This is a genomic window from Enterobacter quasimori (assembly GCF_018597345.1).
GTDB classification, from domain to species: domain Bacteria; phylum Pseudomonadota; class Gammaproteobacteria; order Enterobacterales; family Enterobacteriaceae; genus Enterobacter; species Enterobacter mori.
In genome coordinates, this window is record NZ_JAHEVU010000003.1 from 493,237 (window position 1) to 519,874 (window position 26,638).

At 55.8% G+C, this 26,638-nt stretch carries 18 protein-coding genes and 1 pseudogene; 14 read left to right on the top strand and 5 right to left on the bottom strand.

Annotation, left to right across the window (positions count from 1 at the left end; translation table 11 throughout):
- Positions 1–432 precede the first annotated feature (432 nt).
- Both aas and lplT read left to right on the top strand, forming a co-directional pair.
- Positions 433–2,592 (top strand): bifunctional acyl-ACP--phospholipid O-acyltransferase/long-chain-fatty-acid--ACP ligase, encoded by a 2,160-nt coding sequence (gene aas / locus KK102_RS14460; protein WP_216357872.1) that lies wholly within the window; start codon positions 433–435, stop codon positions 2,590–2,592.
- Positions 2,585–3,778 carry a lysophospholipid transporter LplT gene (lplT, locus tag KK102_RS14465; protein ID WP_216357873.1) on the top strand — a complete coding sequence of 398 codons (1,194 nt, stop codon included), beginning with the start codon at positions 2,585–2,587 and terminating at the stop codon, positions 3,776–3,778. The genes aas and lplT overlap by 8 nt, the downstream gene beginning before the upstream one ends.
- 103 nt (positions 3,779–3,881) lie before the next feature.
- On the opposite strand, the gene KK102_RS14470 is transcribed toward lplT, so the two are convergent.
- From KK102_RS14470 to KK102_RS22245, 4 genes and pseudogenes are all read right to left on the bottom strand, one after another.
- On the bottom strand, positions 3,882–4,922 hold the full coding sequence (locus KK102_RS14470; RefSeq protein ID WP_010435145.1) for an NADP(H)-dependent aldo-keto reductase: 1,041 nt from the start codon (positions 4,920–4,922) through the stop codon (positions 3,882–3,884).
- A gap of 132 nt (positions 4,923–5,054) precedes the next feature.
- Positions 5,055–5,273 carry a YgdI/YgdR family lipoprotein gene (locus tag KK102_RS14475; RefSeq protein ID WP_010435144.1) on the bottom strand — a complete coding sequence of 73 codons (219 nt, stop codon included), beginning with the start codon at positions 5,271–5,273 and terminating at the stop codon, positions 5,055–5,057.
- A 129-nt stretch (positions 5,274–5,402) separates the two neighbouring features.
- On the bottom strand, positions 5,403–6,095 hold the full coding sequence (gene mutH / locus KK102_RS14480; RefSeq protein ID WP_109081807.1) for a DNA mismatch repair endonuclease MutH: 693 nt from the start codon (positions 6,093–6,095) through the stop codon (positions 5,403–5,405).
- 159 nt (positions 6,096–6,254) lie between these two features.
- Positions 6,255–6,326, bottom strand: a pseudogene (locus tag KK102_RS22245) (hypothetical protein); the annotation flags it as partial.
- Between the two features lie 454 nt (positions 6,327–6,780).
- On the opposite strand from KK102_RS22245, the gene rppH reads away from it, so the two are divergent.
- The 12 genes from rppH (at position 6,781) to recD (ending at position 25,118) form a co-directional block, all read left to right on the top strand.
- A complete protein-coding gene (gene rppH, locus KK102_RS14485; RefSeq protein WP_089601146.1) occupies positions 6,781–7,311 on the top strand; it encodes an RNA pyrophosphohydrolase in 531 nt (176 codons plus the stop codon).
- Positions 7,312–7,323: 12 nt separating this feature from the next.
- Positions 7,324–9,570, top strand: a complete 2,247-nt coding sequence (ptsP, locus tag KK102_RS14490) for a phosphoenolpyruvate--protein phosphotransferase (protein ID WP_126544925.1) — start codon at positions 7,324–7,326, stop codon at positions 9,568–9,570.
- Positions 9,571–9,774: 204 nt separating this feature from the next.
- Positions 9,775–10,647 (top strand): prolipoprotein diacylglyceryl transferase, encoded by an 873-nt coding sequence (lgt, locus tag KK102_RS14495; protein ID WP_126544924.1) that lies wholly within the window; start codon positions 9,775–9,777, stop codon positions 10,645–10,647.
- 6 nt (positions 10,648–10,653) lie between these two features.
- Positions 10,654–11,448, top strand: a complete 795-nt coding sequence (gene thyA, locus KK102_RS14500) for a thymidylate synthase (RefSeq protein ID WP_042715869.1) — start codon at positions 10,654–10,656, stop codon at positions 11,446–11,448.
- A gap of 183 nt (positions 11,449–11,631) precedes the next feature.
- Positions 11,632–12,096, top strand: coding sequence for a prepilin peptidase-dependent protein (locus tag KK102_RS14505; protein ID WP_216357874.1), 465 nt, complete (start codon positions 11,632–11,634; stop codon positions 12,094–12,096).
- A complete protein-coding gene (locus tag KK102_RS14510; RefSeq protein ID WP_216357875.1) occupies positions 12,087–12,647 on the top strand; it encodes a prepilin peptidase-dependent protein in 561 nt (186 codons plus the stop codon). The genes KK102_RS14505 and KK102_RS14510 overlap by 10 nt, the downstream gene beginning before the upstream one ends.
- Positions 12,644–13,045, top strand: a complete 402-nt coding sequence (locus KK102_RS14515) for a DUF2509 family protein (protein WP_216357876.1) — start codon at positions 12,644–12,646, stop codon at positions 13,043–13,045. The genes KK102_RS14510 and KK102_RS14515 overlap by 4 nt, the downstream gene beginning before the upstream one ends.
- A complete protein-coding gene (locus KK102_RS14520; RefSeq protein ID WP_216357877.1) occupies positions 13,030–13,353 on the top strand; it encodes a prepilin-type N-terminal cleavage/methylation domain-containing protein in 324 nt (107 codons plus the stop codon). The genes KK102_RS14515 and KK102_RS14520 overlap by 16 nt, the downstream gene beginning before the upstream one ends.
- Positions 13,354–13,365: 12 nt before the next feature.
- A complete protein-coding gene (gene recC / locus KK102_RS14525; RefSeq protein ID WP_216357878.1) occupies positions 13,366–16,740 on the top strand; it encodes an exodeoxyribonuclease V subunit gamma in 3,375 nt (1,124 codons plus the stop codon).
- Positions 16,741–16,879: 139 nt separating this feature from the next.
- Entirely contained in the window at positions 16,880–19,762 is a 2,883-nt protein-coding gene (gene ptrA / locus KK102_RS14530) for a pitrilysin (RefSeq protein WP_216357879.1), read from the top strand.
- Entirely contained in the window at positions 19,759–23,301 is a 3,543-nt protein-coding gene (gene recB, locus KK102_RS14535; RefSeq protein WP_216357880.1) for an exodeoxyribonuclease V subunit beta, read from the top strand. The genes ptrA and recB overlap by 4 nt, the downstream gene beginning before the upstream one ends.
- Positions 23,298–25,118: an exodeoxyribonuclease V subunit alpha gene (gene recD, locus KK102_RS14540; RefSeq protein ID WP_216357881.1), complete on the top strand. Its 1,821-nt coding sequence runs from the start codon at positions 23,298–23,300 to the stop codon at positions 25,116–25,118. Before recB ends, recD begins: the two co-directional genes overlap by 4 nt.
- Before the next feature lie 34 nt (positions 25,119–25,152).
- Here recD and argA read toward each other — a convergent pair whose 3' ends face one another.
- Complete coding sequence (gene argA, locus KK102_RS14545; RefSeq protein ID WP_126544915.1) at positions 25,153–26,484, bottom strand: amino-acid N-acetyltransferase; 1,332 nt, start codon at positions 26,482–26,484, stop codon at positions 25,153–25,155.
- Positions 26,485–26,638: the final 154 nt, after the last annotated feature.

The following is a 26,638-nucleotide window of genomic DNA, read 5'->3' on the forward strand; positions in this document are numbered from 1 at the left end:
CTGTTGCGATTGTCCGGTAGCAAGGACAATATCGCGGTTGATAGAGTCGAGATCCCAGAGGTATTGATAGGTGAAATCAACTCCAGTTGATTAACACGATTTACACCAACCTGCGTTTATACGCAGGTTTTTTTTGTCTGTAAGTTCAACCTGTAACAGCAAAAGAGAATATACACACCTGGTTGCACTTAGGCTCATTCCCTTGCGTTTTCTCACTGGCGAAGCGCCGGGTGAACGGCCACAATCAAGATCCCAGAGGTATTGATTGGTGAGAATTCTTAGTACGGTTTCGTACTCATCTCTTGCACCAACCTGCGCGGATGCGCAGGTTTTTTTTTGCCTCCGTTTTTGCTGTCGCTCCCTCCCCACTTCTCGTGTAATCTGCCACCATTTACTATCAACCCTTCATACTGGCTGGCAAAGGGAGTTGAAATGCTTTTTGGGTTCTTCCGCACACTGTTCCGTGTTCTCTTCCGTCTCCGCGTCACGGGCGATGCTCAGGCACTTTATGGCGAACGTGTTCTTATCACGCCGAACCACGTTTCTTTTCTTGATGGCATATTGCTGGCGCTGTTTTTGCCCGTGCGGCCAGTCTTTGCGGTCTACAGCTCCATCAGCCAAAAATGGTACATGCGCCGGCTGGCGCCGCTGATTGATTTTGTCCCGCTCGACCCCACAAAACCGATGATGATCAAACATCTGGTACGTCTGGTTGAGCAGGGGCGTCCGGTGGTCATTTTCCCCGAGGGGAGAATTTCCGTGACCGGCTCGCTGATGAAAATTTATGACGGAGCCGGTTTTGTCGCGGCGAAGTCACAGGCCACCGTGGTGCCGCTGCGCATTGATGGCGCAGAACTGACCCATTTCAGCCGCCTGAAGGGGCTGGTGAAGCAGCGCCTGTTCCCCAAGATTACCCTGCATATTCTGCCGCCCACAACGCTCCCTATGCCGGAAGCGCCGCGCGCGCGCGATCGTCGTAAAATCGCCGGTGAAATGCTCCATCAGATAATGATGGAAGCGCGCATGGCCGTCCGTCCGCGCGAGACGTTGTACGAATCTCTGCTGTCGGCGCAGTACCGCTACGGCGCGAAGAAAAACTGCATTGAAGACATCAACTTCACCCCGGACACCTATCGCAAACTGCTGACCAAAACCCTGTTCGTGGGCCGTATTCTGGAGAAGTACAGCAAGCGGGGCGAAAAAATCGGCCTCATGCTGCCTAACGCCGGGATCAGCGCGGCGGTGATCTTTGGTGCCGTTTCTCGCGGGCGTATTCCGGCGATGATGAACTATACGGCGGGCGTGAAAGGTCTCACCAGCGCCATCACTGCCGCCCAGATTAATACCGTCTTTACTTCCCGTCAGTTCCTGGACAAAGGCAAGCTCTGGCACCTGCCGGAGCAGCTTACCCAGGTGCGCTGGGTCTTCCTGGAAGATCTGAAAGCGGACGTCACGACGCTCGACAAGCTGTGGATTTTTGCTCACCTGCTCGCGCCTCGCCTGGCGCAGGTCAAACAGCAGCCGGAAGATGATGCGATTATCCTTTTCACCTCCGGCTCTGAGGGCAACCCGAAAGGCGTTGTTCACAGCCACAAAAGCATTCTGGCGAACGTTGAGCAGATCAAAACGATTGCCGACTTCACCGCCAACGATCGCTTTATGTCCGCGCTGCCGCTGTTCCACTCTTTCGGTCTGACCGTCGGCCTCTTTACGCCGCTGCTCACCGGTGCCGAAGTGTTCCTTTACCCAAGCCCGCTGCACTACCGCATTGTGCCGGAGCTGGTTTATGACCGTAACTGCACCGTGCTGTTCGGCACGTCAACGTTCCTTGGCAACTATGCGCGCTTCGCCAATCCGTATGATTTCTTCCGCGTGCGCTATGTGGTTGCCGGTGCGGAAAAACTGCACGACAGCACGCGGCAGATTTGGCAGGACAAGTTTGGCCTGCGCATTCTGGAAGGCTACGGCGTCACGGAGTGCGCGCCGGTGGTCTCTATCAACGTGCCGATGGCGGCGAAGCCGGGAACGGTCGGCCGCATTCTGCCGGGAATGGATGCGCGCCTGCTGGCGGTACCGGGGATTGAAGAGGGCGGTCGTCTGCAGCTGAAAGGACCCAACGTGATGAACGGCTATCTTCGCGTAGAAAACCCAGGCGTGCTCGAAGCGCCAACGGCGGAAAACGTCAATGGTGACGTTGAGACCGGCTGGTACGACACGGGTGATATTGTTCGCTTCGACGAGCAGGGCTTTGTGCAGATCCAGGGACGTGCAAAACGCTTCGCTAAAATTGCGGGCGAAATGGTCTCTCTTGAAATGGTGGAGATGCTGGCTACAGCGGTCTCCGCTGACAAACTGCACGCCACGGTCGTGAAGAGCGATGCGAGTAAAGGTGAGGCGCTGGTGCTCTTCACCACGGACAGTGAGCTTAAGCGTGACGCGTTGCTTAAGCATGCGCGCGAGCATGGTATTCCTGAACTGGCCGTGCCGCGTGATATTCGCTACCTCAAACAGCTTCCGGTGCTGGGTAGCGGTAAGCCCGATTTCGTGACCCTTAAGGGCATGGTGGAAGAGGCGGAACAGCAAAATGCATGAGTCAGCACAGGCTAACAACTCACTCCGGTCGAAGGGCATGATGGCGGTTATCGCCGCGCAGTTTCTCTCTGCGTTCGGTGATAACGCGCTGTTGTTTGCCACGCTGGCGTTGCTCAAGGCCGAGTTTTACCCCGACTGGAGCCAGCCGTTCCTCCAGATGGTGTTTGTGGGTGCTTACATTATTTTCGCACCGTTTGTGGGGCAGGTGGCGGACAGCTTCCCTAAAGGTCGGGTGATGATGTTCGCCAACGGTCTGAAGCTGTTGGGCGCGGCAAGTATCTGCTTGGGTATCAATCCGTTTATCGGCTATACGCTGGTAGGGATTGGCGCGGCATCCTACTCTCCGGCGAAGTATGGCATCCTGGGCGAGCTGACGACGGGCGATAAGCTGGTGAAAGCCAACGGTCTGATGGAGTCCTCTACCATCGCGGCGATTCTGCTCGGGTCCGTGGCGGGCGGTGTGCTGGCGGACTGGCATGTGCTGGCGGCTCTGGGCGTTTGTGCGGTGGTATACGGCGGGGCGGTTGTCGCGAACCTGTTTATTCCAAAACTGCCGGTGGCGCGTCCGGGTCAGTCCTGGCGTTTCGGGCCGATGACCGGCAGCTTCTTTAACGCCTGCCGCGTACTGTGGCGCAACGGTGAAACGCGTTTCTCATTGATGGGAACCAGCATGTTCTGGGGAGCGGGCGTCACGCTACGTTTCCTGCTGGTGCTGTGGGTGCCGATGGCGCTGGGGATCACCGACAATGCAACGCCAACCTACCTGAATGCAATGGTCGCCGTTGGGATTGTCGTTGGGGCAGGGGCGGCGGCGAAACTGGTCACGCTTGAGACCGTTGCGCGCTGTATGCCAGCAGGGATTTTAATCGGTGTCGGCGTGCTGTTCTTCTCGCTCCAGCATGCGTTGCTGCCAGCCTACGTGCTGCTTATCCTGATTGGTATACTGGGTGGTTTCTTTGTGGTGCCGCTGAATGCGCTTTTGCAGGAGCGCGGAAAGCAGACCGTGGGGGCCGGAAATGCCATTGCCGTGCAAAACCTCGGCGAAAACGTGGCGATGCTGCTGATGCTTGGGCTTTATTCACTGGCGGTCAAAGTGGGCGTGCCGGTGGTGGCCATTGGCGTCGGGTTTGGCGCGCTGTTTGCGCTGGCAATTGCGGGACTATGGATCTGGCAGCGTCGGCGTTGATCTCTTTGCCCGGTGGCGGCTTCGCCTTACCGGGCCTACGTTTGAGTACCTGTAGCAATGTAGGCCGGGTAAGGCGAAGCCGCCACCCGGCAAAAGCGTTCAGCTAGGGGGCCGGGTATGTGTAAACCTGATGCACCGCTTCAATCTCCGCTAACACCTCTTCACTCAGGTTCAGATTGAAACTCTCAATATTGGTTTTCAACTGTTCCATAGTGGTCGCGCCCAGCAGGGTGCTGGCAACAAACGGCTGACGCCGCACGAAGGCCAGCGCCATCTGCGCAGGGTCAAGACCGTGACGCTTCGCGATATCCACATAGGCCGCAACGGCTTTCTGCGTTTGCTCACCGCTGTAGCGGGTAAAGCGGCTGAAGAGCGTGTTACGCGCCCCGGCAGGCTTCGCGCCGTTCAGGTATTTGCCCGTTAGCGTGCCGAAGCCGAGACAGGAATAGGCCAGCAGCTCCACCTCTTCATACTGCGTCACTTCCGCCAGACCGACCTCATAGCTGCGGTTCAGCAGGCTGTACGGGTTCTGGATGGTGACAATGCGCGGGAGGTCGTGTTTATCGGCAAGGTGCAGATAACGCATCACGCCAAATGCCGTTTCGTTAGACACGCCGATGTAGCGGATTTTCCCCGCGCGCTGGCACTCTGTCAGCGCTTCCAGCGTTTCCAGCAGCGTAACGGCGGGCGCGCTCTCGTTCCAGCTGTAGCCGAGCTTGCCAAAGCAGTTAGTCGGGCGCTGCGGCCAGTGTACCTGGTAGAGATCGAGATAGTCGGTCTGCAGACGCTTCAGGCTGGCATCCAGCGCGGCGCGAATATTCTTACGATCGAGGATCTGGTTTGGGCGGATCCCGGCATCGTTATTACGCGAGGGGCCGCTGACTTTTGAGGCGATAACGAGCTTTTCGCGATTACCGCGTTTTGCCAGCCAGTTGCCCACATAAGTTTCAGTCAGCCCCTGCGTTTCCGGGCGAGGAGGGACAGGGTACATCTCTGCGACATCAATCAGGTTAATGCCCTGGCTGACGGCGTAATCGAGTTGCGCATGGGCATCGGCTTCGCTGTTTTGTTCACCAAATGTCATCGTGCCCAACCCCAGTTGGCTTATCTCCAGAGCGCTATGGGGGATACGGTGATAATGCATAGCCGGCTTCCTTCATTGAACATACGGACGCGTCAGGAACTTCCCGACAAAGGAATATAAACATGGCAGAGGGGAAGCAAAAGGGGAAGGGAAAAATCAAAAAGGCCAGCAAGCGACTGACCTTTAACAGGTTTAGCGCTCGATAATTTGCGAGACTTCGTCGCGGTTAATCTGCATTTTATTCCCTGCCGGGTCGCGGTAACTCACCAGCCCGGTATCGTCGTCGACTTCGGGTTTGCCATCGGTCAGGATCATCCGACCATCTTTTGTAGACATAACATAATCACTGCTACAGCCCGATACCGCAAACGCCAATCCGACTGCAGAAATTAACACTGCCCATTTTTTCATCGTTATCGTCCTCACCTGGCTTGTATTAAATCATAGTGTAGTAATAACCCGATATGACGAAAGCAGGAAGGGGTAAAATCTTAAAAACAAGGCGATTATGTTTGATAGCTCGCAAAATTCGTTAAAAACCTACGTTTTTAGTAAGAAATGGCGCGCGAGCAGCGTGCCAGTGAAATTCTTTTTGAGATAAAAGCCGCGGGGCAACGTCAGGATCGGCTCGCCATGAGCGCCGATCGCTTCGGTCAGGGCCTTGCTGTTGGCCGCCTTCGGACGCAGTTGCAACACCTCACCATGACGGGCGGTGATGCGCTCAACCTGCCCAAGGACGATCATGTCCATTAACTCTTCCCAGTCCAGACGCAACTGCTGCTCTTCGTCTTCATCAGGGCTCCAGAGCAGCGGTGCGCCCACCCGCCGTTCGGCTAGCGGGATCTGCCGTTCACCTTCCACCGGAACCCACAGTACGCGTTTCAGTTTATGACGTACGTGGCTGGTTTCCCAGGTTACGCCGGTATTGCCGGTCAACGGCGCCACGCAGACAAACGTGGTTTCCAGCGGTCTTCCTTGCCTGTCGATGGGGATCGTTTTTAACTCCACGCCCAGCGCGGCGAAATCTTGTTCTGGCTTACTGCCCGCGCTGGCACCTAACCACAGTTCCAGCAGCATGCCGATCCAGCCCTTGTCTCTTTTCAGATCGTCGGGGATCGGTAGACCCGCCATTGCCGCCAGATCGCCAAGCGAATAGCCTGCCAGGCGCTGAGCCTGAGTCAGCAGCTCGGTTTCGCTGGAGGGGGGAGTAAGCAAGGGAGCAAGCGGAAGCATTACGGTAACCTTCTGATTAAAAAATAAACTAAGAAATTATCCCTTGTGGATAGAGTCTACCGCTTTCTGTACGAATAATCCATGTGCATGATTTATAGGTTTTTTTTTACTACTGCAAAATGATTATGTCCGCGCCTGAAAACAGGTTGTTCAAAGATGGTCACTGACAATAAACAGGATCTTACACCCTGTTATCCACAGAAAAGTGGGATAACTGGGAATAACCCACACTACTGTTTCAATTTACAGCCTTGACGTGCGACGAAAATCGAATTTTCAGACAAATTGTGCCTAACTTATTGGCACAATCTGTGGATAAAACCGACGCTGTTCGATCTTTCATCAGTACAACGATCGATGATGTGATGATCGTCACGCTATCAGTTCTGGTATCAATAATTTATGATCTAACATTATGAAAAATAATATTTTTAATAATAAGCGGTATGAGCGGCTCTTAGCGACGATTCAGGTTGTTCATCGGTAATTCCATACTTCTTCACAACTATATCCACAGAAAAGGTGAATAAAATTGCCCTTACGGTCCCTTATCTGTTTATAACTCCCCACATATTTGTGAGTTATTCAAATGTTATTAGGTTGCAAGCCTGTAAGAGAGTGGTTTACCGCCTCCCTGTAGTGTGAAACAATCATTCATATATAAGGTTTAGTTTGGGGTAGTCCGGTGATTGATGACGATGGCTACCGCCCGAACGTAGGAATAGTAATTTGTAATCGTCTGGGTCAGGTCATGTGGGCCCGTCGATATGGTCAGCACTCCTGGCAATTCCCGCAAGGCGGGATCAATCCAGGAGAGTCCCCAGAACAAGCGATGTACCGGGAGCTGTTTGAAGAGGTCGGTTTAAGCCGAAAAGATGTTCGCATCCTGGCTTCGACCCGCAACTGGTTGCGTTACAAGTTACCGAAACGTTTGGTGCGTTGGGACACAAAGCCGGTTTGTATCGGCCAAAAACAGAAGTGGTTTCTTCTGCAGTTGGTGGGCAACGATTCAGATATCAATATGCAAACCAGCAGTACGCCGGAGTTTGATGGCTGGCGCTGGGTGAGCTATTGGTATCCTGTTCGTCAGGTCGTGTCATTTAAGCGCGATGTTTACCGTAGGGTGATGAAAGAGTTCGCAAGTGTTGTCATGCAGCTTCAGGAGATCCCGCCTAAGCCGCAAAGCGCACCTGCCTGGCGACGTAAAAGAGGTTAAGCTACGCAAATCATGCTCACCCGCTTGCGCGAAATAGTCGAGAAGGTCGCCAGTGCGCCTCGCCTGAACGAGGCGCTGAATATTCTGGTGACTGATATCTGTCTGGCGATGGAAACCGAAGTCTGTTCGGTGTATCTGGCCGACCATGACCGGCGTTGCTATTACCTGATGGCGACTCGTGGTTTGAAAAAACCACGAGGCCGCACCGTTACGCTCGCCTTTGATGAAGGTATCGTTGGGCTGGTCGGTCGTCTGGCCGAACCCATTAACCTTGCTGATGCGCAAAAACACCCTAGCTTCAAATATATTCCTTCCGTAAAAGAAGAACGCTTCCGCGCCTTCCTGGGCGTGCCGATTATCCAGCGTCGTCAGCTGCTGGGCGTTCTCGTTGTTCAGCAGCGGGAACTGCGCCAGTACGATGAAAGCGAAGAGTCATTCCTCGTGACGCTCGCCACGCAGATGGCCGCCATCCTCTCTCAGTCTCAGCTTGCTGCCCTGTTTGGTCAGTATCGTCACACGCGCATTCGTGCGCTCCCGGCGTCACCGGGTGTGGCAATCGCCGAAGGCTGGATGGACGCCACGTTGCCGCTGATGGAACAGGTTTACGAGGCCTCGACGCTTGATGAAGCGCTCGAGCGCGAGCGTCTTACCGCTGCACTGGAAGAGGCTTCCAACGAGTTTCGCCGCTACAGCAAACGCTTTGCTGCGGGGGCACAAAAAGAGACGGCGGCGATCTTTGACCTCTATTCGCACCTGCTTTCCGATGCGCGTCTGCGCCGTGAACTTTTCGCGGAAGTGGATAAAGGATCGGTGGCCGAATGGGCCGTTAAAAAAGTCATTGAAAAATTTGCCGAGCAGTTTGCGGCTCTGACCGATGGTTATTTGAAGGAGCGTGCCGGGGATTTACGCGCGCTGGGGCAGCGCCTGCTGTTCCATCTTGATGACACCATTCAGGGCCCGAATGCCTGGCCAAAACGGTTTGTGCTGGTCGCCGACGAACTCTCGGCAACGACGCTGGCAGAACTGCCCCAGGACAGGCTCGCCGGGGTAGTGGTGCGCGATGGTGCCTCCAACTCCCATGCTGCCATCATGGTGCGCGCGCTCGGTATTCCAACCGTTATGGGGGCCGATATCCAGCCCTCGGTGCTACACCGCCGCACGCTGGTGGTGGATGGTTATCGCGGTGAACTGCTGGTCGATCCTGAGCCCGTACTGCTGCAGGAATACCAGCGTCTCATTAGTGAAGAGAATGAATTAAGCAAGCTGGCGGAAGATGACGTCAACCTGCCCGCGCAGCTCAAAAGCGGTGAGCGGATCAAAGTCATGCTCAACGCCGGGTTAAGCCCCGAGCACGAAGAGAAGCTCGGCAGCCGCATCGACGGTATCGGCTTATACCGCACTGAAATCCCGTTCATGCTGCAAAGCGGCTTCCCGTCAGAAGAGGAGCAGGTGGCGCAGTATCAGGGGATGCTGCAGATGTTTAACGACAAACCGGTCACGCTGCGCACGCTGGACGTCGGGGCGGATAAACAGCTGCCGTACATGCCAATCAGTGAAGAAAACCCGTGTCTGGGCTGGCGCGGGATCCGCATCACGCTCGACCAACCGGAGATTTTCCTGATCCAGGTTCGTGCCATGCTGCGAGCCAATGCGGCAACGGGCAACCTCAGCATTTTATTGCCGATGGTCACCAGTATTGACGAGATCGACGAAGCAAAACGCTTGATCGAACGTGCGGGTCGCGAAGTGGAAGAGATGATCGGCTATGCGATCCCTAAACCGCGTATTGGCGTGATGCTCGAAGTGCCGTCCATGGTCTTTATGCTGCCGCAGCTGGCAAACCGCGTTGATTTTATCTCCGTCGGGACCAACGATTTAACGCAGTACATACTGGCCGTTGATCGTAATAACACGCGCGTCGCGAGTATCTATGACAGCCTGCACCCGGCGATGCTCCGGGCACTCGCCATGATTGCCCGTGAAGCGGAACAGCACGGTCTTGATTTACGTCTGTGTGGTGAAATGGCGGGCGATTCGATGTGCGTCGCCATCCTGATTGGCCTGGGCTTCCGTCATCTGTCCATGAACGGTCGTTCTGTCGCGCGCGTGAAGTATCTGTTACGTCATATTGATATAGAAGATGCCCGCGAGTTGGCGGAACGCTGTCTGGACGCACAGATGGCAACCGAAGTACGGCATCAGGTTGCGGCGTTTATGGAGCGACGCGGCATGGGTGGCCTAATCCGCGGCGGCCGCTGAAGCCTTTCCTCCTCTCCCCGTGGGAGAGGGCTGGGGTGAGGGCATCAGGCCGCACAATACCCTATACACATCTTTTACATCTCAGGCGCATCCTCCATGCCTGCCTTATGCTATGATTCGCACCTTTGGAGCCTCTGCGACACGCAGAAGCGCATTTCTACCGCTGTCCACTTTCAGCGGAATAACAACATCTTGTGGTGACAGATGAACAGTGGTTATCTGCATTTTCCGGAATTTGATCCGGTTATTTTCTCAGTAGGACCTGTCGCGCTGCACTGGTACGGTTTGATGTACCTGGTGGGCTTCATTTTTGCGATGTGGCTTGCGGGCCGTCGCGCGGGCCGTCCCGGCAGTGGCTGGACGAAGAACGAAGTTGAGAACCTGCTTTATGCTGGCTTCCTCGGGGTATTCCTGGGCGGGCGTATTGGCTATGTCCTGTTCTATAACTTCCCGGTATTCCTCAACGATCCGCTCTATCTGTTCCGCGTCTGGGATGGGGGAATGTCCTTCCACGGTGGCCTGATTGGTGTAATCCTGGTGATGGTGATCTTCGCCAAACGCACCAAACGCAACTTCTTCCAGGTGGCTGATTTTATTGCTCCACTGATCCCATTCGGGCTGGGGGCGGGGCGTCTGGGTAACTTTATCAACGGCGAACTGTGGGGCCGTGTTGACCCGAGCGTGCCGTATACGATGCTCTTCCCTGGCTCTCGTGCAGAAGATATCGCGCTGCTGCCATCGCATCCGGAGTGGCAATCCATTTTCGATACCTACGGCGTTCTGCCGCGCCATATGTCGCAGCTTTATGAGCTGGCGCTGGAAGGTGTGGTGCTGTTTATCATCCTTAACCTCTTCATCCGCAAGCCGCGTCCTATGGGGGCTGTCTCCGGTCTGTTCCTGATCGGCTACGGTGCGTTCCGCATCATCGTTGAATTCTTCCGTCAGCCGGATGCGCAGTTCACCGGTGAGTGGGTGCAGTACATCAGCATGGGGCAGATCCTCTCCATTCCGATGATTGTCGCGGGTGCCATTATGATGATTTGGGCGTATCGTCGACCACAGCAACAAATTTCCTGAGGAACCATGAAACAGTATCTTGAATTGATGAAAAAAGTGCTCGATGAGGGCACGCCGAAAAATGACCGCACCGGTACCGGTACGCTCTCCATTTTTGGCCACCAGATGCGCTTTAATCTGCAAGAAGGCTTCCCTCTGGTGACGACGAAGCGCTGCCATCTGCGCTCGATCATTCATGAACTGCTCTGGTTCCTGCAAGGCGATACCAACGTTGCCTATCTGCATGAAAACAACGTCTCTATCTGGGACGAATGGGCAGATGAAAACGGCAACCTGGGGCCGGTTTACGGTAAGCAGTGGCGAGCATGGCCAACGCCTGACGGTCGCCATATTGACCAGATCACCACCGTGATGAACCAGCTGAAAAACGACCCGGATTCGCGCCGAATCATCGTTTCCGCCTGGAACGTGGGTGAACTGGACAAAATGGCGCTGGCACCCTGCCACGCGTTCTTCCAGTTCTATGTGGCGGATGGCAAGCTCTCCTGCCAGCTTTATCAGCGTTCTTGCGACGTGTTCCTCGGTCTGCCGTTTAACATCGCCAGCTATGCGCTGTTAGTTCACATGATGGCGCAGCAGTGCGATCTCGACGTGGGTGATTTCGTCTGGACGGGTGGGGACACCCATCTCTACAGCAACCACATGGAGCAGACGCATCTCCAGCTGACTCGCGAACCGCGTGCGTTGCCGAAGCTGATTATCAAACGTAAACCAGACTCGATCTTCGATTACCGCTTTGATGATTTTGAGATTGAGGGTTACGACCCGCATCCCGGCATCAAAGCGCCCGTCGCTATCTGATACGGCAGATACTCACACAACCGGTGCTTTTTAGCGCCGGTTTTTTTCGTTATCGATTTGTTTTACGAGCCGTTTTCCAGAGACGCTGCAACGTCCTGCAACTGTCGACATTCACTGGATGACGGCTCGTAAAAACCTGATTTGCCCCTCGCTGCTTTTCCCGCCTTTCGCCACACTCCCGGCATGAAAAAAGAGAACGGCTTTACGCTTATCGAAACCCTGGTGGCCATTTCGCTAGTCGTGATCCTGAGCGCAACGGGTTTATACGGCTGGGACAGTTGGCAACGCCAGCAGCGGCTCTGGCAAACCGCGGTACAGATACGCGACTACCTGGTGTTTCTTCGCAACGATGCGAATCGGCACAATCGTGACCACCTCATTACGCTTCAGCGGGATGAGGCTGGCGTCTGTCTGTTGAGTTCAGTCGTACAAGGCTGTGTGAAGGAGAGTGCCTTTGTGCTGATTCCACTTTGGGCTGACGTCACCATAAGTGAGTTAACACCCTCATTGGGGTTCTATGGATTAAGAGATACAGCGTGGGCAGGGCGGATACGTGTGAACAGCCGTGCTGGGGAATGGCTGATTATTGTCTCAAATGGAGGGCGTATCAGGATGTGCAATGCCTCAGAGGGAGGGGAATGTCAATGAACCAGCACGGTTTCTCACTGACAGAGATCCTGATTGCCACGGCTATCAGCAGCCTTTTGCTCATAAGCGCATCGCGTTTTTTACCGGGTTTGCAGCGGGCGGTATTACTGCAATCTGGTCAGCGGGAGGTGGAAGAAGAGGTCTGGCAAAGGCTTTTTGCCCTCGGCAAACAGCTGCAGAGAGCGGGATATTGCGCGGGTAACTGTCCAGGGCAAGGCCTGGTGACGGCGAGGCAGGGGAGCTGCGTCATTGTGCAGTGGGATGCAAACAGTAACGGCATCTGGGATGCCTCAGCATCAGAAAACGACAGCACAGGGTTTCGTCTTGAGTCTGGCGCGCTGGAAACGCTGCGTGGGGCGACATCCTGTGAAGGAAAAGGATGGGAAAAGCTCACCGATCCGAACAGGCTGGTGATCCAGCACTTTAGGGTGGATAAGGTGCAACACGCTGGTTTCGCGCCTGAGTTGAATATCGAGCTGGCCGCCATTCGCCAGGGTGAAAAGGGTGAGCCCTTCCAGGCTGTTTATGGCGTCACGGGGTATAACTTATGAACCGTCAGCGCGGGATGTCTTCGCTGTCGCTGGTACTGCTTTTACTGGTGTTAGGCACGCTGATCCTCACGGGATTTAATCAGCAACTGACTACGTTTAGCGCACTCGTTGGCGGCGAGAGCCGCTCGCTCCGGCAGCAGGCATCTGTGCAATCAGCGCTTGAGTGGGGGCGCGTTCAGGATTGGCTGGTCTCCCCAGAGGTTCAATGCAAAAAGGCGTCGACGTGGCGAGCATGCTTGCGGCGGCTGAGCGAGTCGCGTGTTTTGCTCATTGCTGGAAACAATGACCTTTTGCTCTGGCGTGCAGGAGAGATAATCGACGGGAAGATTCATTTTTTGCCGCACGGCTGGAGTGATTTTTGCCCGCTTAAGGAGAAGGCGCTATGCCAGTTGCCGTGAACAGAGAGAAAGGATTTAGCCTGGTTGAGGTTCTGCTGGCGATGATGCTGCTGGTAATCATCGTCACGGCACTGGCCGGCTATCATCGGGCACTGGCGGCGCGATTTACCCTGTATAACCAGTATCGTCAGCTCTGGCATCATGCCTGGAATCAGGCCCAGCTCTCAACACCTATTCTCCCCGAAGGCTGGCAGGCCAGTCGGGGGCAGACAACGAACGCCAGATGTGTCAGCATCACGGTTACACTTATTTCTCCTCTGGGGCGACGCGGCGCGATGACGCGTCTGCATTGCCCGGTTAGCCAGTAGTCGGGAGCGTCTATGTTAAGGGTCTACCACTCAAATCGTCTGGATGTGCTGGAAGCACTGATGGAATTTATCGTTGAGCGCGAGCGGCTTGACGATCCTTTTGAGCCTGAAATGGTGCTGGTGCAGAGCACCGGCATGGCGCAGTGGCTGCAAATGTCGCTTTCCCGGAAATTTGGCATAGCGGCAAACATTGATTTCCCGCTTCCCGCGAGTTTTATCTGGGAGATGTTCGTGCGCGTACTGCCCGACATCCCTGAACAGAGCGCCTTCAACAAGCAGAGCATGAGCTGGAAGCTCATGGCCCTGCTGCCCGATATGCTGCCAGGCGATGCGTTCGCCATGCTGCGCCACTACCTTAATGACGATACCGATAAGCGCAAGCTGTTCCAGCTGGCGTCGCGTACGGCCGATCTCTACGACCAGTATTTAGTGTACCGGCCTGAATGGCTGACAGCCTGGGAAGCGGGTGAACGGGTGGAGGGCTTGCCGGAAGCACAAGTCTGGCAAGCACCGCTGTGGAAAGCGCTGGTTGAACATACTGAGGCGCTCGGTCAGCCAAAGTGGCACCGTGCAAACCTCTACCAACGGTTTATCTCGATACTCGAAAATGCGTCGGAGCGACCGGCTCGTCTGCCGTCACGCGTGTTTATCTGCGGTATATCAGCTTTGCCGCCGGTCTATCTGGATGCGCTAAAAGCGCTTGGTAAACACATTGATATCCATATTCTGTTCACCAACCCCTGTCGCCACTACTGGGGCGATATCCAGGATGCGCGCTGGCTTTCACGGCTGGTCACGCGGCAGCGTCGACGCCTCTTTGAAGACCGCTCCGTCCCCTTGTTCAAGGATAGCTCGACAGCCGCGCAGCTTTTCGATGAAGAGGGTATTCAGAACCTGCCGAATCCGTTGCTAGCCTCATGGGGCAAGCTTGGACGTGACTACATTCACATGCTCTCTGACATTACGTCATCTGGCGAGGGGGACGTGGACGCCTTTGTCGAAATCGAAGCTGACAGCCTGCTGCACAACATTCAGTTAGATATTCTGGATCTGGAAAACCGGGCCGTCATGGGCGTGACGGAGAAAGAGTTCGAACGCAGCGACAGGAAACGGAAGCTGGATCCTGACGATCGCAGTATCACCCTTCACGTCTGCCATAGCCCACAGCGTGAGGTGGAAATCCTGCACGATCGCTTGCTGGCGATGCTGCAGGACGATCCTGAACTCACGCCGCGCGGCATTGTGGTGATGGTGGCAGACATCGACAGCTACAGCCCCTTTATTCAGGCCGTTTTTGGCAGCGCGACGGGGGAGCGATATCTTCCTTACGCCATTTCTGACCGTCGTGCGCGTCAGTCCCATCCGGCTTTGCAGGCATTTATTTCCCTGCTGTCTCTGCCGGACAGCCGTTTTATCTCCGAAGATGTGCTGGCGCTGCTGGATGTCCCTGTTCTGGCTGCCCGTTTCAACATTAATGAAGAGGGGCTACGCTATCTTCGCCAGTGGGTTAACGAATCCGGCGTGCGCTGGGGAATCGATGATGACAACGTGCAGGAGTTTGAACTCCCACCAACGGGGCAGCACACCTGGCAGTTTGGCCTGACGCGAATGCTGCTCGGGTACGCAATGGAGAGCAGCCAGGGTGAATGGAATGACGTTCTGCCATACGACGAGTCCACCGGGTTAATCGCAGAGCTGGTCGGGCATTTAGCCTCGCTGCTGATGCAGCTCAACCGCTGGCGACGGGAGCTGATGCAGCCGCGCCCGCTGGACGCCTGGCTGCCGGTTTGCCGGGAAATGCTCACTGATTTCTTCCTGCCTGACAGTGAAACAGAAGCGGCGATGGCGCTCATTGAAAAGCAGTGGCAGGCCATCGTTGATGAGGGCGTGAAGTCGCACTATCAGGAGGCGGTGCCTTTGTCGCTTCTGCGTGATGAGTTGACCCTGCGTCTCGATCAGGAACGAATCAGCCAGCGTTTCCTGGCAGGGCCGGTGAATATTTGTACCCTGATGCCGATGCGATCCATCCCGTTCAAAGTGGTGTGTCTGCTCGGGATGAATGATGGCGTTTATCCTCGGGCACTACCGCCGTTAGGCTTTGACTTGATGAGCCCTAAACCGAAGCGGGGCGACCGCAGCCGCCGTGATGACGACCGTTATCTGTTCCTGGAAGCGCTCATTTCAGCGCAGAATAAACTGTATATCAGCTACATCGGCCGGTCGATCCAGGACAACAGCGAACGTTTCCCGTCGGTTCTTGTGCAGGAGCTGGTGGACTATATCGGGCAGAGCCACTATTTGCCGGGAGACGAAGCGCGTAATTGTGATGAGAGCGAGCGGCGGGTGAAGGCCCACATCACCTGCTGTCATAGCCGTATGCCCTTTGATCCGGTGAACTATGTTGCTAATGAACATCAGAGCTATGCGCGCGAGTGGCTCCCGGCAGCGAAGAAAGAAGGGGTGGCGCATACTGATTTCATTCAGGAACTGGATGAGATCCCCCTGGAAACGTTGACCTTCGAACAGCTTCAGCGTTTTTGGGCACACCCGGTGCGCGCGTTCTTCCAGCAGCGTTTGCATGTCAACTTCCGTTCTGAAGAGAGCGAAATTCCTGATGCCGAACCCTTTATTCTGGATGGGTTAGAGCGCTACAAGCTGAACCTCCAGCTCCTGAATGCCCTGGTAGAACAGGAAGATGCTGCCACTCTATTTCGTCGCTACCGTGCCGCGGGCCAGTTGCCTTACGGTGCGTTCGGGGAGATAGTCTGGGAGGCGCAGTGTCAGGAAATGAAGGCACTTGCTGAACGCGTCATTGAGTGCAGACAACCCGGTAAAAGCATCGAAATCGATCTTGACTGCAACGGTGTCAATTTGACCGGCTGGCTGACTCAGGTTCAGCCGGACGGGCTGCTGCGCTGGCGGCCCTCGATGCTCAGCGTTTCACAGGGTTTGCAACTCTGGCTCGAACATCTTGTCTACAGTGCTGGCGGCAATACGGGTGAAAGCCGAATTTTTGTACGCAAAGAGGGCGAATGGCGCTTTCCGCCGATGGATGCCGGGCAGGCTTTGTGTTATTTGTCGCTTTACATCGACGGCTACCGCCGGGGAATGAATAAACCTCTGCTCCTGCTACCGGAAAGCGGTGGCGCGTGGATAAAAGCCTGTTATGACGCGCAGAATGATGCCATGTTAACGGATGACGCATCACTGCAGAAAGCGCGGAACAAATTTGTGCAGGCCTACGAAGGGAACATGATAGTGCGTGGCGAAGGGGAAGATGTCTGGTATCAACGTTTGTGGCGAACGCTTGAGCCAGAATACTTCGACATTATCACTGAAGAGGCACAGCGCTACCTGTTACCGCTGTTCAAATTTAATCAGTCCTGAGCGCTGTATAAAAATTGCGCAGCATGAGGTGTTCATTTATGATGCACTTCTTATCACGGACTGATGTACCCAAAGAAAGAGATGTTGGCGTGTCCAGCACGCAGTTTGTTAATGATGTAGCCGTGATAAAGAGGTCGTAATGCCAGGCAGCACCTTGTTTAAAGCGTTGATTTTGTTTGTCGCCCTTTGGGCTCCCTTCACTCAGGCAGATTCCGGTTGGCAACCCGTTCAGGAAACTATCCGTAAGAGCGAAAAAGACACCCGCCAGTATCAGGCTATCCGCCTCGATAACGGCATGACCGTACTGCTCGTTTCCGATCCGCAGGCGGTGAAATCGCTCTCGGCATTAGTTGTGCCGGTCGGGTCGCTTGAAGATCCCGAGGCCCATCCGGGGCTGGCACACTATCTGGAACACATGACGCTGATGGGATCGAAAAAATACCCGCAGCCGGATAGCCTGTCCGAATTCCTCAAAATGCACGGTGGCAGCCACAACGCCAGTACGGCACCGTACCGCACCGCGTTTTACCTCGAAGTTGAAAACGATGCGCTGGAAGGGGCTGTCGACCGCCTGGCGGATTCGATTGCTGCGCCGCTTCTGGATAAAAAATACGCTGACCGTGAACGCAACGCCGTTAACGCCGAGCTGACCCTGGCCCGCACCCGCGACGGTATGCGTATGGCACAGGTGAGTGCCGAAACCATCAACCCGGCGCACCCAGGCTCGCGTTTTTCGGGCGGCAATCTGGAAACGCTGAGCGATAAGCCGGGTAGCCCGGTGCTTGATGCGCTGCACGCGTTTCGCGATAAATACTATTCCGCTAACCTGATGAAAGCGGTTATCTACAGCAACAAGCCGTTGCCACAGCTGGCGAACATGGCGGCGCAGACGTTTGGTCGTGTGCCAAATAAGAACATCGATCTCCCACAGATTAGCGTTCCGGTTGTCACGGATGCGCAGAAAGGGATCGTGATCCACTACGTCCCCGCCATGCCCCGCAAGGTGCTGCGCGTGGAATTCCGCATTGATAATAACACCGCGCAATTCCGCAGCAAAACTGACGAGCTGGTTACCTATCTTATCGGTAACCGTAGCCCTGGCACGCTCTCTGACTGGCTGCAAAAGCAGGGGCTGGTGGAAGGTATTCGCGCAGACTCCGATCCCGTCGTGAACGGCAACAGCGGCGTGTTGGCCATTTCCGCGACCCTGACGGATAAAGGGTTGGCTAACCGCGACGAGGTGGTTGCGGCCATCTTTAGCTATCTCTCATTGCTGCGGGAAAAAGGCGTCGACAAACGCTACTTTGACGAACTGGCACATGTACTGGATCTCGATTTCCGTTACCCGTCCATTACGCGCGACATGGATTACGTTGAGTGGCTGGCTGATACTATGATCCGCGTGCCGGTGGAACACACGCTGGATGCGGTCAATATTGCCGATCGGTATGACGCCGATGCGGTGAAAGCGCGTCTGGCAATGATGACGCCGCAGAACGCCCGTATCTGGTACATCAGCCCGAACGAACCGCATAATAAAACGGCCTATTTCGTGGATGCGCCTTATCAGGTCGATAAAATCAGCGAATCAACTTTTGCGGACTGGCAGAAAAAAGCCGGTGAGATTGCGTTGCAACTGCCGGAGCTGAATCCCTACATCCCGGACGATTTTTCGCTGATCAAAACCACAAAGGCGTACCCGCATCCGAAGCTTATCGTCGATGAGCCAACGCTGCGCGTGGTCTATACCCCAAGCCGCTACTTCGCAAGTGAGCCAAAAGCCGATGTCAGCGTGGTTCTGCGTAACCCGAAAGCGATGGATAGCGCTAAAAATCAGGTGATGTTTGCGCTCAATGACTATCTGGCCGGTATTGCGCTCGATCAGCTCAGCAACCAGGCCGCCGTCGGGGGGATAAGCTTCTCGACCAACGCCAATAACGGCTTGATGGTCAATGCCAACGGCTATACTCAGCGCTTGCCGCAGCTGTTCCAGGCGCTCCTGGAAGGCTACTTCAGCTACACGCCAACGCAAGAGCAGCTTGAGCAGGCCAAGTCCTGGTATGCGCAAATGATGGATTCCGCGGAGAAGGGCAAAGCCTACGATATGGCGATCATGCCTGCGCAAATGCTGTCGCAGATCCCCTACTTCCAGCGTGAAGAGCGCCGTGCGCTGTTGCCATCTATCTCATTAAAAGATGTGCTGGCATACCGTGACGCGCTGAAGGTCAATACGCGCCCGGAGTTCCTGATCGTGGGGAACATGAGCGAAGATCAGGCTAAAACCCTGGCGCAAAATGTCCGTACGCAGCTGGGTTCAAAAGGTGACGAATGGTGCCGTAACCAGGACGTGCTGGTTGAGAAAAAGCAGAATGTGATTTTCGAAAAAGCGGGTAGCAGCACCGATTCCGCGCTGGCCGCCGTGTTTGTCCCGACCGGGTATGATGAGTTTGCCAGCTCTGCGCAGAGTGCGGTTCTCGGACAAATCATCCAGCCCTGGTTCTACAACCAGTTGCGTACTGAAGAGCAGCTTGGCTATGCGGTCTTCGCCTTTTCCATGAACGTGGGCCGCCAGTGGGGGCTTGGCTTCCTGCTGCAAAGCAGTGATAAACAGCCTGCCTACCTCTGGCAGCGCTATCAGGCATTCTTCCCGCAGGCGGAAGCAAAACTGCGCGCCATGAAGCCAGACGAGTTTGCCCAGATCCAGCAGGCGGTCATCGCGCAGGTGATGCAGGCACCGCAAACGCTGGGTGAGGAAGCCTCTCAACTGAGCAAAGATTTTGATCGCGGTAATCTGAAGTTTGATTCGCGTGATAAAGTAGTGGCCGAAATAAAACAGCTGACGCCTCAGAAGGTTGCCGACTTCTTCCATCAGGCGGTGATTAAACCGCAGGGGATCGCCATTCTGTCTCAGGTTTCCGGTAGCCAAAATGGCAAAACGGATTACGTAAACCCGAAAGGCTGGGAAATCTGGAAGAGCGTCACTGCACTGCAGCAATCAATGCCCTGGAGTAAGAAAGAATGACCGATACCGCTGAGTCCCTTGATCCCTTACGTTTACCTCTACAGGGCGAACGATTGATTGAAGCCTCAGCGGGAACGGGAAAAACCTACACCATCGCCGCGCTCTATCTGCGTCTGCTGTTAGGGCTTGGCGGTACTGCCGCTTTTCCGCGTCCGTTAAGCGTGGAAGAGCTGCTGGTGGTGACCTTCACCGAAGCGGCTACCGCCGAGCTGCGTGGCCGTATTCGTGCCAATATTCACGAACTGCGCATCGCTTGCCTGCGACAGAGCACCGATAACCCGCTTTACGCCAGCCTTCTGGAAGAAATTACCGATAAGCAGCAGGCTGCGCAGTGGCTGCTGCTGGCGGAACGGCAAATGGATGAAGCGTCCGTTTTTACCATCCACGGCTTTTGTCAGCGCATGCTGAGCCTGAATGCCTTTGAGTCCGGCATGCTGTTTGAACAACAGCTCATTGAAGACGAGTCTGAGCTTCGCTATCAGGCCTGTGCAGATTTCTGGCGCCGCCACTGTTATCCCCTGCAGCGTGACATCGCCGAAGCAGTGCATGCGTTGTGGAAAGGCCCTGAAGAGCTTTTGCGCGCTATCGATCGCTATCTGCAGGGGGAAGCGCCCGTCATCAAATCACCCCCGCCAGCGGACGAAACGCTGGCATCACGCCATGAAAAGATCGTCACGCAAATTGCGACCTTGAAGCAAAAGTGGAATGCGTCCGTCGATGAAATTGCCTCTATCCTCGAAAACTCCGGTATCGACAGGAAAAAATTTAACCGCGGCAATCAGGGTAAATGGATCGACAAGATCAGCGCGTGGGCGCAGGAAGAGACGCGAGGCTACCAGCTTCCGGATGCTCTGGAAAAGTTCTCCCAGCGTTTTTTGACCGAGCGGACGAAAGCCGATGGCATCGTGCCAGAGCATCCTCTTTTTGTTGCCATCGAGAGTCTACTGGCTGAGCCGTTAACGCTTAACGACTTAATGATTACCCGCGCCATGACGGAAATCCGTGAAGCCGTGGCGCGTGAGAAACGCCGTCGGGGTGAGCTGGGCTTCGACGATATGCTAAGCCGTCTGGACGCCGCGCTGTGCAGTGAAAATGGCGAAGCGCTCGCTGCGGCAATCCGCACGCGTTTTCCGGTGGCGATGATCGATGAGTTTCAGGATACGGACCCCCAGCAGTACCGTATTTTCCGCCGTATCTGGCGTCAGCAGCCAGACACTGCGCTGCTGTTGATCGGTGACCCGAAGCAGGCGATTTACGCCTTCCGTGGCGCCGACATTTTTACCTACATGAAGGCCCGTAGCGAAGTTGCAGCCCATTACACCTTAGAGACTAACTGGCGATCCGCTCCGGGTATGGTGGAAAGCGTCAACACGCTCTTTAAGCAGATGGACGCGGCGTTTATGTTCCGTGAAATTCCTTTCCTGCCGGTCAAGTTTGCTGAAAAAAATGCCTCGTTGCGCTTTGAGTTCAATGGCGTGACTCAGCCAGCCATGAACCTTTGGCTACTCGATGGTGAAGGCTGTGGCGTTGGGGATTATCAAAGTGCGATGGCGCAGCACTGCGCCGCACAGATCCGCGACTGGCTGAGTGCCGGAGCGCGTGGCGAAGCCGTGTTATGGCGAGGGGAGCAGGCGAACCCCGTTAAGGCATCCGATATCACGGTGCTGGTGCGCAGTCGCCAGGAGGCGGCGCTGATCCGCGATGCGCTGACCTTGCTCAACATCCCGTCAGTCTATCTTTCGAATCGCGACAGCGTCTTTGAAACGCTGGAAGCTCAGGAGATGCTATGGCTGCTGCAAGCCGTGTTGGCTCCCGAGCGTGAAAGCACGCTTCGCAGCGCCCTGGCCAGCGCAATGATGGGGTTGAATGCCCGTGATATTGACGCGCTAAACAACGACGAGGAAGCCTGGGATAATGTCGTTGAAGAGTTTGCCCACTACCGGGAACGCTGGCAAAAACGCGGCGTAATGGCCATGCTGCGCGAGCTGATGGCGAAGCGTCAGATTGCGGAGAATATGCTCGCCACGGCAGGCGGCGAGCGCCGCCTGACCGATATTCTGCATATCAGCGAGCTGTTGCAGGAAGCGGGAGCGCAGCTCGAAAGCGAGCATGCGCTGGTGCGCTGGCTGTCACAGCAGATTGCCGATCCGAACAGCAATTCATCCAGTCAGCAGATGCGCCTCGAAAGCGATAAGCATCTGGTGCAGATCGTCACCATTCACAAGTCGAAAGGTCTTGAGTATCCGCTGGTCTGGCTCCCGTTTATCGCCAACTATCGCGTGCAGGACCAGGCCTTTTACCACGACCGTGAATCATTTGAAGCCGTGCTCGATCTCAGTAAAGCGGAATCCAGCGTTGAGCTGGCAGAGGCTGAACGTCTGGCAGAGGATTTACGCCTGCTCTACGTGGCGCTGACTCGCTCGGTCTGGCACTGCAGTCTGGGTATTGCGCCGCTGTTCCGTCGCCGGGGTGAGAAGTCAGGAGAGACCGATTTCCATTTAAGCGCGCTGGGACGTCTTATTCAGCTTGGAGAGCCAAAAGATGCGGCGGGCCTGCGCCAGTGCATCGAGGCGCTGTGTGGTGACCATATTGCTCTGCATATTCCCTCATCGCCGGATAACAGCCGCTGGCAGACGCCGGAGCAGCCTGCTGCCGATCTGAATGCCCGGCAAATCCAGCGCACTCTCGCTGACGACTGGCGCGTAACCAGTTACTCCGGTTTACAGCAGCACGGGCAGAGCATTGCTCAGGATCTGATGCCGAAGCTGGATGTGGATGCCGCCGGAGTGGGAGACATACTCCCTGAGCCTGCTCTGACTCCGCATCAGTTCCCACGCGGCGCGTCACCCGGCACCTTTTTACACAGCCTGTTTGAAGAACTGGATTTCACCCAGCCGGTTTCTTCGGAGTGGGTGCTGAAAATGCTTCAGAGCGGCGGCTTTGACGAGAAATGGCAGCCCGTCCTCACCGACTGGGTCACTGCGATTTTGCAGGCACCGCTCACGCAGCAGGGGATTTCGCTCAGCCAGTTGACCGCCAAAGACAAGCAGGTGGAAATGGAGTTTTATCTCCCTATCGCCAGCCCGCTTAAAGCCGATGCGCTTGATGCGTTGATCCGTGAGTACGATCCGCTTTCCGCTGGCTGCCCGCCCTTGAACTTCCGCCAGGTTCAGGGGATGTTAAAAGGTTTTATCGACCTGATTTTCCGCCACGAAGGGCGTTACTATCTGCTGGATTACAAATCGAACTGGCTGGGTGACAGCAGCGACGCCTACACTCAAGACGCGATGGCAGCAGCCATGCAGCAGCATCGCTACGATTTGCAGTATCAGCTTTATACGCTGGCGCTGCATCGCTATCTGCGCCACCGCATTGCCGATTACCGTTACGAAGATCATTTTGGCGGTGTTATTTATCTCTTCCTGCGCGGGGTGGACGCTACGGATCCCAACTCCGGCATTTTCAGCACGCGCCCGGACGCGGCATTGATAGAAAAGATGGATGAGCTGTTTGCCACAACCATGGAGGAGATGGCATGACGATGCACGAACTTTTGCTGGAAGCCGTGGAGCAACGCGTGCTGCGCCACCTTGACGTTCAGTTCGCCATGATGGTGGCGGGCGAAGAGCCGGAGGTGATGCTCGCTGCCGCTCTCCTTAGCAAAGACGCGGGAGAAGGTCACGTTTGCCTGCCGCTTTCGCGTCTGGCGCTGAATGAACAAATGCCTGCGGTATTGCAGTCCTGCTTCGTTCTTCTGGGGGAATCGGTGGACTGGCAGGCTGTATTACTCCGATCTCCCGCCGTCAGCGGGGCCGGAACGCAAACGCCGATGATCCTGACCGGCGAGCGTTTATACCTTAACCGCCTGTGGCGCAACGAGCTGACGGTGGCGCGCTTTTTCAGCGAAACGAATGTCCCGCTTCCGTGTGATGAAGCGCAGCTTCGACAAACGCTGGATGGCCTGTTTAGCTCGGGCGAAGCCATCGACTGGCAAAAAGTGGCGGCGGCCGTGGCCTTAACGCGGCGGATTTCTGTGATTTCTGGCGGCCCGGGCACGGGGAAAACCACCACGGTGGCAAAACTCCTCGCGGCGCTGATTCAGCTATCTGGCGAGCAGAAATGCCGTATCCGGCTGGCCGCACCTACCGGTAAAGCGGCGGCTCGACTCACGGAGTCGTTAGGCGGCGCGCTGCAAAAACTGCCGCTCACCGAGGCGCAGCTTGCACTTTTCCCCAATGAGGCCAGCACCTTACACCGTCTGCTTGGCGCACAGCCGGGCAGTCAGCGGCTGCGATATCATGCCGGCAACCCGCTGCATCTGGACGTGCTGGTGGTGGATGAAGCCTCAATGATCGACCTGACGATGATGTCGCGGCTGATTGATGCCCTGCCGCCGCACGCGCGGGTTATTTTCCTTGGCGATCGCGATCAGCTTGCCTCTGTGGAAGCCGGAGCGGTGCTAGGGGATATTTGCACCTACGCCAGTTTTGGCTATACCACCGCGCGTGCTCAGGAGCTGGCACGCCTGACCGGCTGCGCGCTCGAGCCCGATAACTCCCCGGTCGCGGGTGCGCTGCGCGACAGCCTGTGTCTGCTGCAAAAAAGCTACCGTTTCGGCAGCGACTCCGGCATCGGCCAGTTGGCTGCAGCGGTAAACCGCGGCGATCGGCACAGCACGCGCGGGGTGTTTGACGGCGCCTTTACCGACATCGAGAAAAAATCGCTGCAAAGCAGTGAAGAGTATCAGGCGATGCTGGATGACGCGCTGGAGGGATATCAGCACTTCCTGACCTGTGTACAGCAGCAGAATACGCCGGAGCAGGTCATTGCCGCGTTCGGTGAATATCAGCTGCTGTGCGCGCTGAGGGAGGGGCCGTTTGGCGTCAGTGGGCTGAACGACAGGCTGGAACAGCTGCTGGCGCAGAAGCGTAAAATCAGCCGTTTGCCGCATTCACGCTGGTACGAGGGGCGACCGGTAATGATCTCCCGCAATGACAGCGCGCTGGGCTTGTTTAACGGGGATATCGGAATTGCGCTCGATCGCGGTCAGGGGCTGCGCGTCTGGTTCATGATGCCGGAGGGAAGCGTGAAGTCCGTGCAGCCAAGCCGCCTGCCTGAACATGATACGACGTGGGCGATGACGGTACACAAATCCCAGGGCTCTGAGTTTAACCATGCGGCGCTGATCCTGCCTACGCAGCTGTCACCCGTCATCACCCGCGAGCTGATTTACACCGCTATTACCCGCGCGCGCCAGCGGCTGTCGCTCTATACCGATGAACGCGTTCTGGTACAGGCCATTGCCGCGCGAACGGAGCGTCGAAGCGGCTTAAGCGCGATATTCGAGGCCCTCTAAGAAAACGCCCTCACCGGACGGTGGGGGCGCTGTATTATCCCAGGTCAGCCATCAGCACTTTTGAACGACGCTGATAGTTGTACATCTCTTTCTTGCTTTCCGGCAGCGAATCAATATCGACCGGCGTAAAGCCGCGTTCCTGGAACCAGTGAATGCTTCGGGTCGTCAGAACAAACAGCTTGCTGAGCCCAATCTGGCGCGCCTGAGCTGCTACACGCTCCAGCAGCATCTCACCGCGGGAAGAGCTGCGGTAGTCAGGATGCACGGCAACGCAGGCCATTTCGCCGATCTTCTCCTCCGGGAATGGATAGAGCGCGGCACAGGCGATGGTCAGGTTATCGCGCTGTATGATGGTGAATTTGTCGATCTCCATCTCCAGCTGCTCGCGTGAGCGGCGAACCAGAATTCCCTGCTGTTCCAGCGGACGGATCAGTTCCAGTATGCCGCCAATGTCGTTGATGGTCGCGCGGCGGATCTGCTCGGCGCTCTCCATCACAATCTGCGTACCGATACCGTCGCGGGAGAACAGCTCCTGCAGCAGCGCACCGTCTTCCTGATAGCTGATCAGATGGCTACGGCGCACGCCGCTGCGGCAGGCTTTCACTGCGCCGCGCAGAAAGCGCACGGTGCCGGAGTGGTAATCTCCCGCTTCCTCGAGCGCTTCAACGCGCGCCTGCGCTTCGTTGGGGAATAGTTCAGGCACAATCATCCCTTCATCGTTTTCGACACCCTGCGAGGAACAAAACCCAATCATTTTTTCCGCTTTCAGCTTGATAGCAAGCTGGGTGGCAATCTCTTCAGACGTCAGATTAAAACTTTCGCCCGTTACAGAAACCGCGACCGGACCCATCAGCACGATGGCACCGCTGTCCAGCTGGCGGTGAATAGCCTCTTCATCGATACGACGAATACGACCGCTGTGGCAATAATCCACGCCGTCGTCCACGCCGAGCGGCTGGGCAATGATAAAGTTGCCGCTCACGACGTTGATATGCGCGCCCTGCAGCGGCGTGTTGTTCAGGCTCATGGACAGGCGAGCGGTAATATCCAGCTGCAGCAGACCCGCAGCCTGCTTCACCAGTTCAAGGGTTTTGGCATCCGTAACGCGGGTATGCTTGTGGTAAATCGGCTCGTGGTGGTGAGCAGCCAGATTGGCATCGATCTGCGGTCGTGCGCCATACACAACAACCAGGCGGATGCCGAGGCTGTGCAGAAGACCTATATCGTTGACGATACTGGAAAAATTTTCATGCTCAATGGCTTCGCCGCCGAGCATGATGACGAACGTTTTCCCCCGATGGGCGTTGATATAGGGAACAGAATGGCGGAATCCCTGGACCAGTTCGGTTCTACGTTCCTTCACCATGGCACAACCCTTAATGAATGTTTATTCGTAATTTATGTATTTTTATTCGATTATGGCCGCGTGCGCAAGCCTAAATTTTCCGCGACACACAGAAAAGAATAAGTAATCCGTGCGTTAACGTATGAATGTTTACCCTTTTATAGATGACAGTTTA

What these genes read in the sequence shown, in the direction of transcription:
- ptsP (WP_126544925.1), top strand. Translation starts at nt 7,324, where the DNA reads ATGCTCACCCGCTTGCGCGAAATAGTCGAGAAGGTCGCCAGTGCGCCT.
- KK102_RS14515 (WP_216357876.1), top strand. Translation starts at nt 12,644, where the DNA reads ATGAACCGTCAGCGCGGGATGTCTTCGCTGTCGCTGGTACTGCTTTTA.
- recD (WP_216357881.1), top strand. Translation starts at nt 23,298, where the DNA reads ATGACGATGCACGAACTTTTGCTGGAAGCCGTGGAGCAACGCGTGCTG.
- thyA (WP_042715869.1), top strand. Translation starts at nt 10,654, where the DNA reads ATGAAACAGTATCTTGAATTGATGAAAAAAGTGCTCGATGAGGGCACG.
- aas (WP_216357872.1), top strand. Translation starts at nt 433, where the DNA reads ATGCTTTTTGGGTTCTTCCGCACACTGTTCCGTGTTCTCTTCCGTCTC.
- recC (WP_216357878.1), top strand. Translation starts at nt 13,366, where the DNA reads ATGTTAAGGGTCTACCACTCAAATCGTCTGGATGTGCTGGAAGCACTG.
- KK102_RS14520 (WP_216357877.1), top strand. Translation starts at nt 13,030, where the DNA reads ATGCCAGTTGCCGTGAACAGAGAGAAAGGATTTAGCCTGGTTGAGGTT.
- lplT (WP_216357873.1), top strand. Translation starts at nt 2,585, where the DNA reads ATGCATGAGTCAGCACAGGCTAACAACTCACTCCGGTCGAAGGGCATG.
- KK102_RS14505 (WP_216357874.1), top strand. Translation starts at nt 11,632, where the DNA reads ATGAAAAAAGAGAACGGCTTTACGCTTATCGAAACCCTGGTGGCCATT.
- recB (WP_216357880.1), top strand. Translation starts at nt 19,759, where the DNA reads ATGACCGATACCGCTGAGTCCCTTGATCCCTTACGTTTACCTCTACAG.
- lgt (WP_126544924.1), top strand. Translation starts at nt 9,775, where the DNA reads ATGAACAGTGGTTATCTGCATTTTCCGGAATTTGATCCGGTTATTTTC.
- ptrA (WP_216357879.1), top strand. Translation starts at nt 16,880, where the DNA reads ATGCCAGGCAGCACCTTGTTTAAAGCGTTGATTTTGTTTGTCGCCCTT.
- argA (WP_126544915.1), bottom strand. Translation starts at nt 26,484, where the DNA reads ATGGTGAAGGAACGTAGAACCGAACTGGTCCAGGGATTCCGCCATTCT.
- mutH (WP_109081807.1), bottom strand. Translation starts at nt 6,095, where the DNA reads ATGCTTCCGCTTGCTCCCTTGCTTACTCCCCCCTCCAGCGAAACCGAG.
- KK102_RS14475 (WP_010435144.1), bottom strand. Translation starts at nt 5,273, where the DNA reads ATGAAAAAATGGGCAGTGTTAATTTCTGCAGTCGGATTGGCGTTTGCG.
- KK102_RS14470 (WP_010435145.1), bottom strand. Translation starts at nt 4,922, where the DNA reads ATGCATTATCACCGTATCCCCCATAGCGCTCTGGAGATAAGCCAACTG.
- KK102_RS14510 (WP_216357875.1), top strand. Translation starts at nt 12,087, where the DNA reads ATGTCAATGAACCAGCACGGTTTCTCACTGACAGAGATCCTGATTGCC.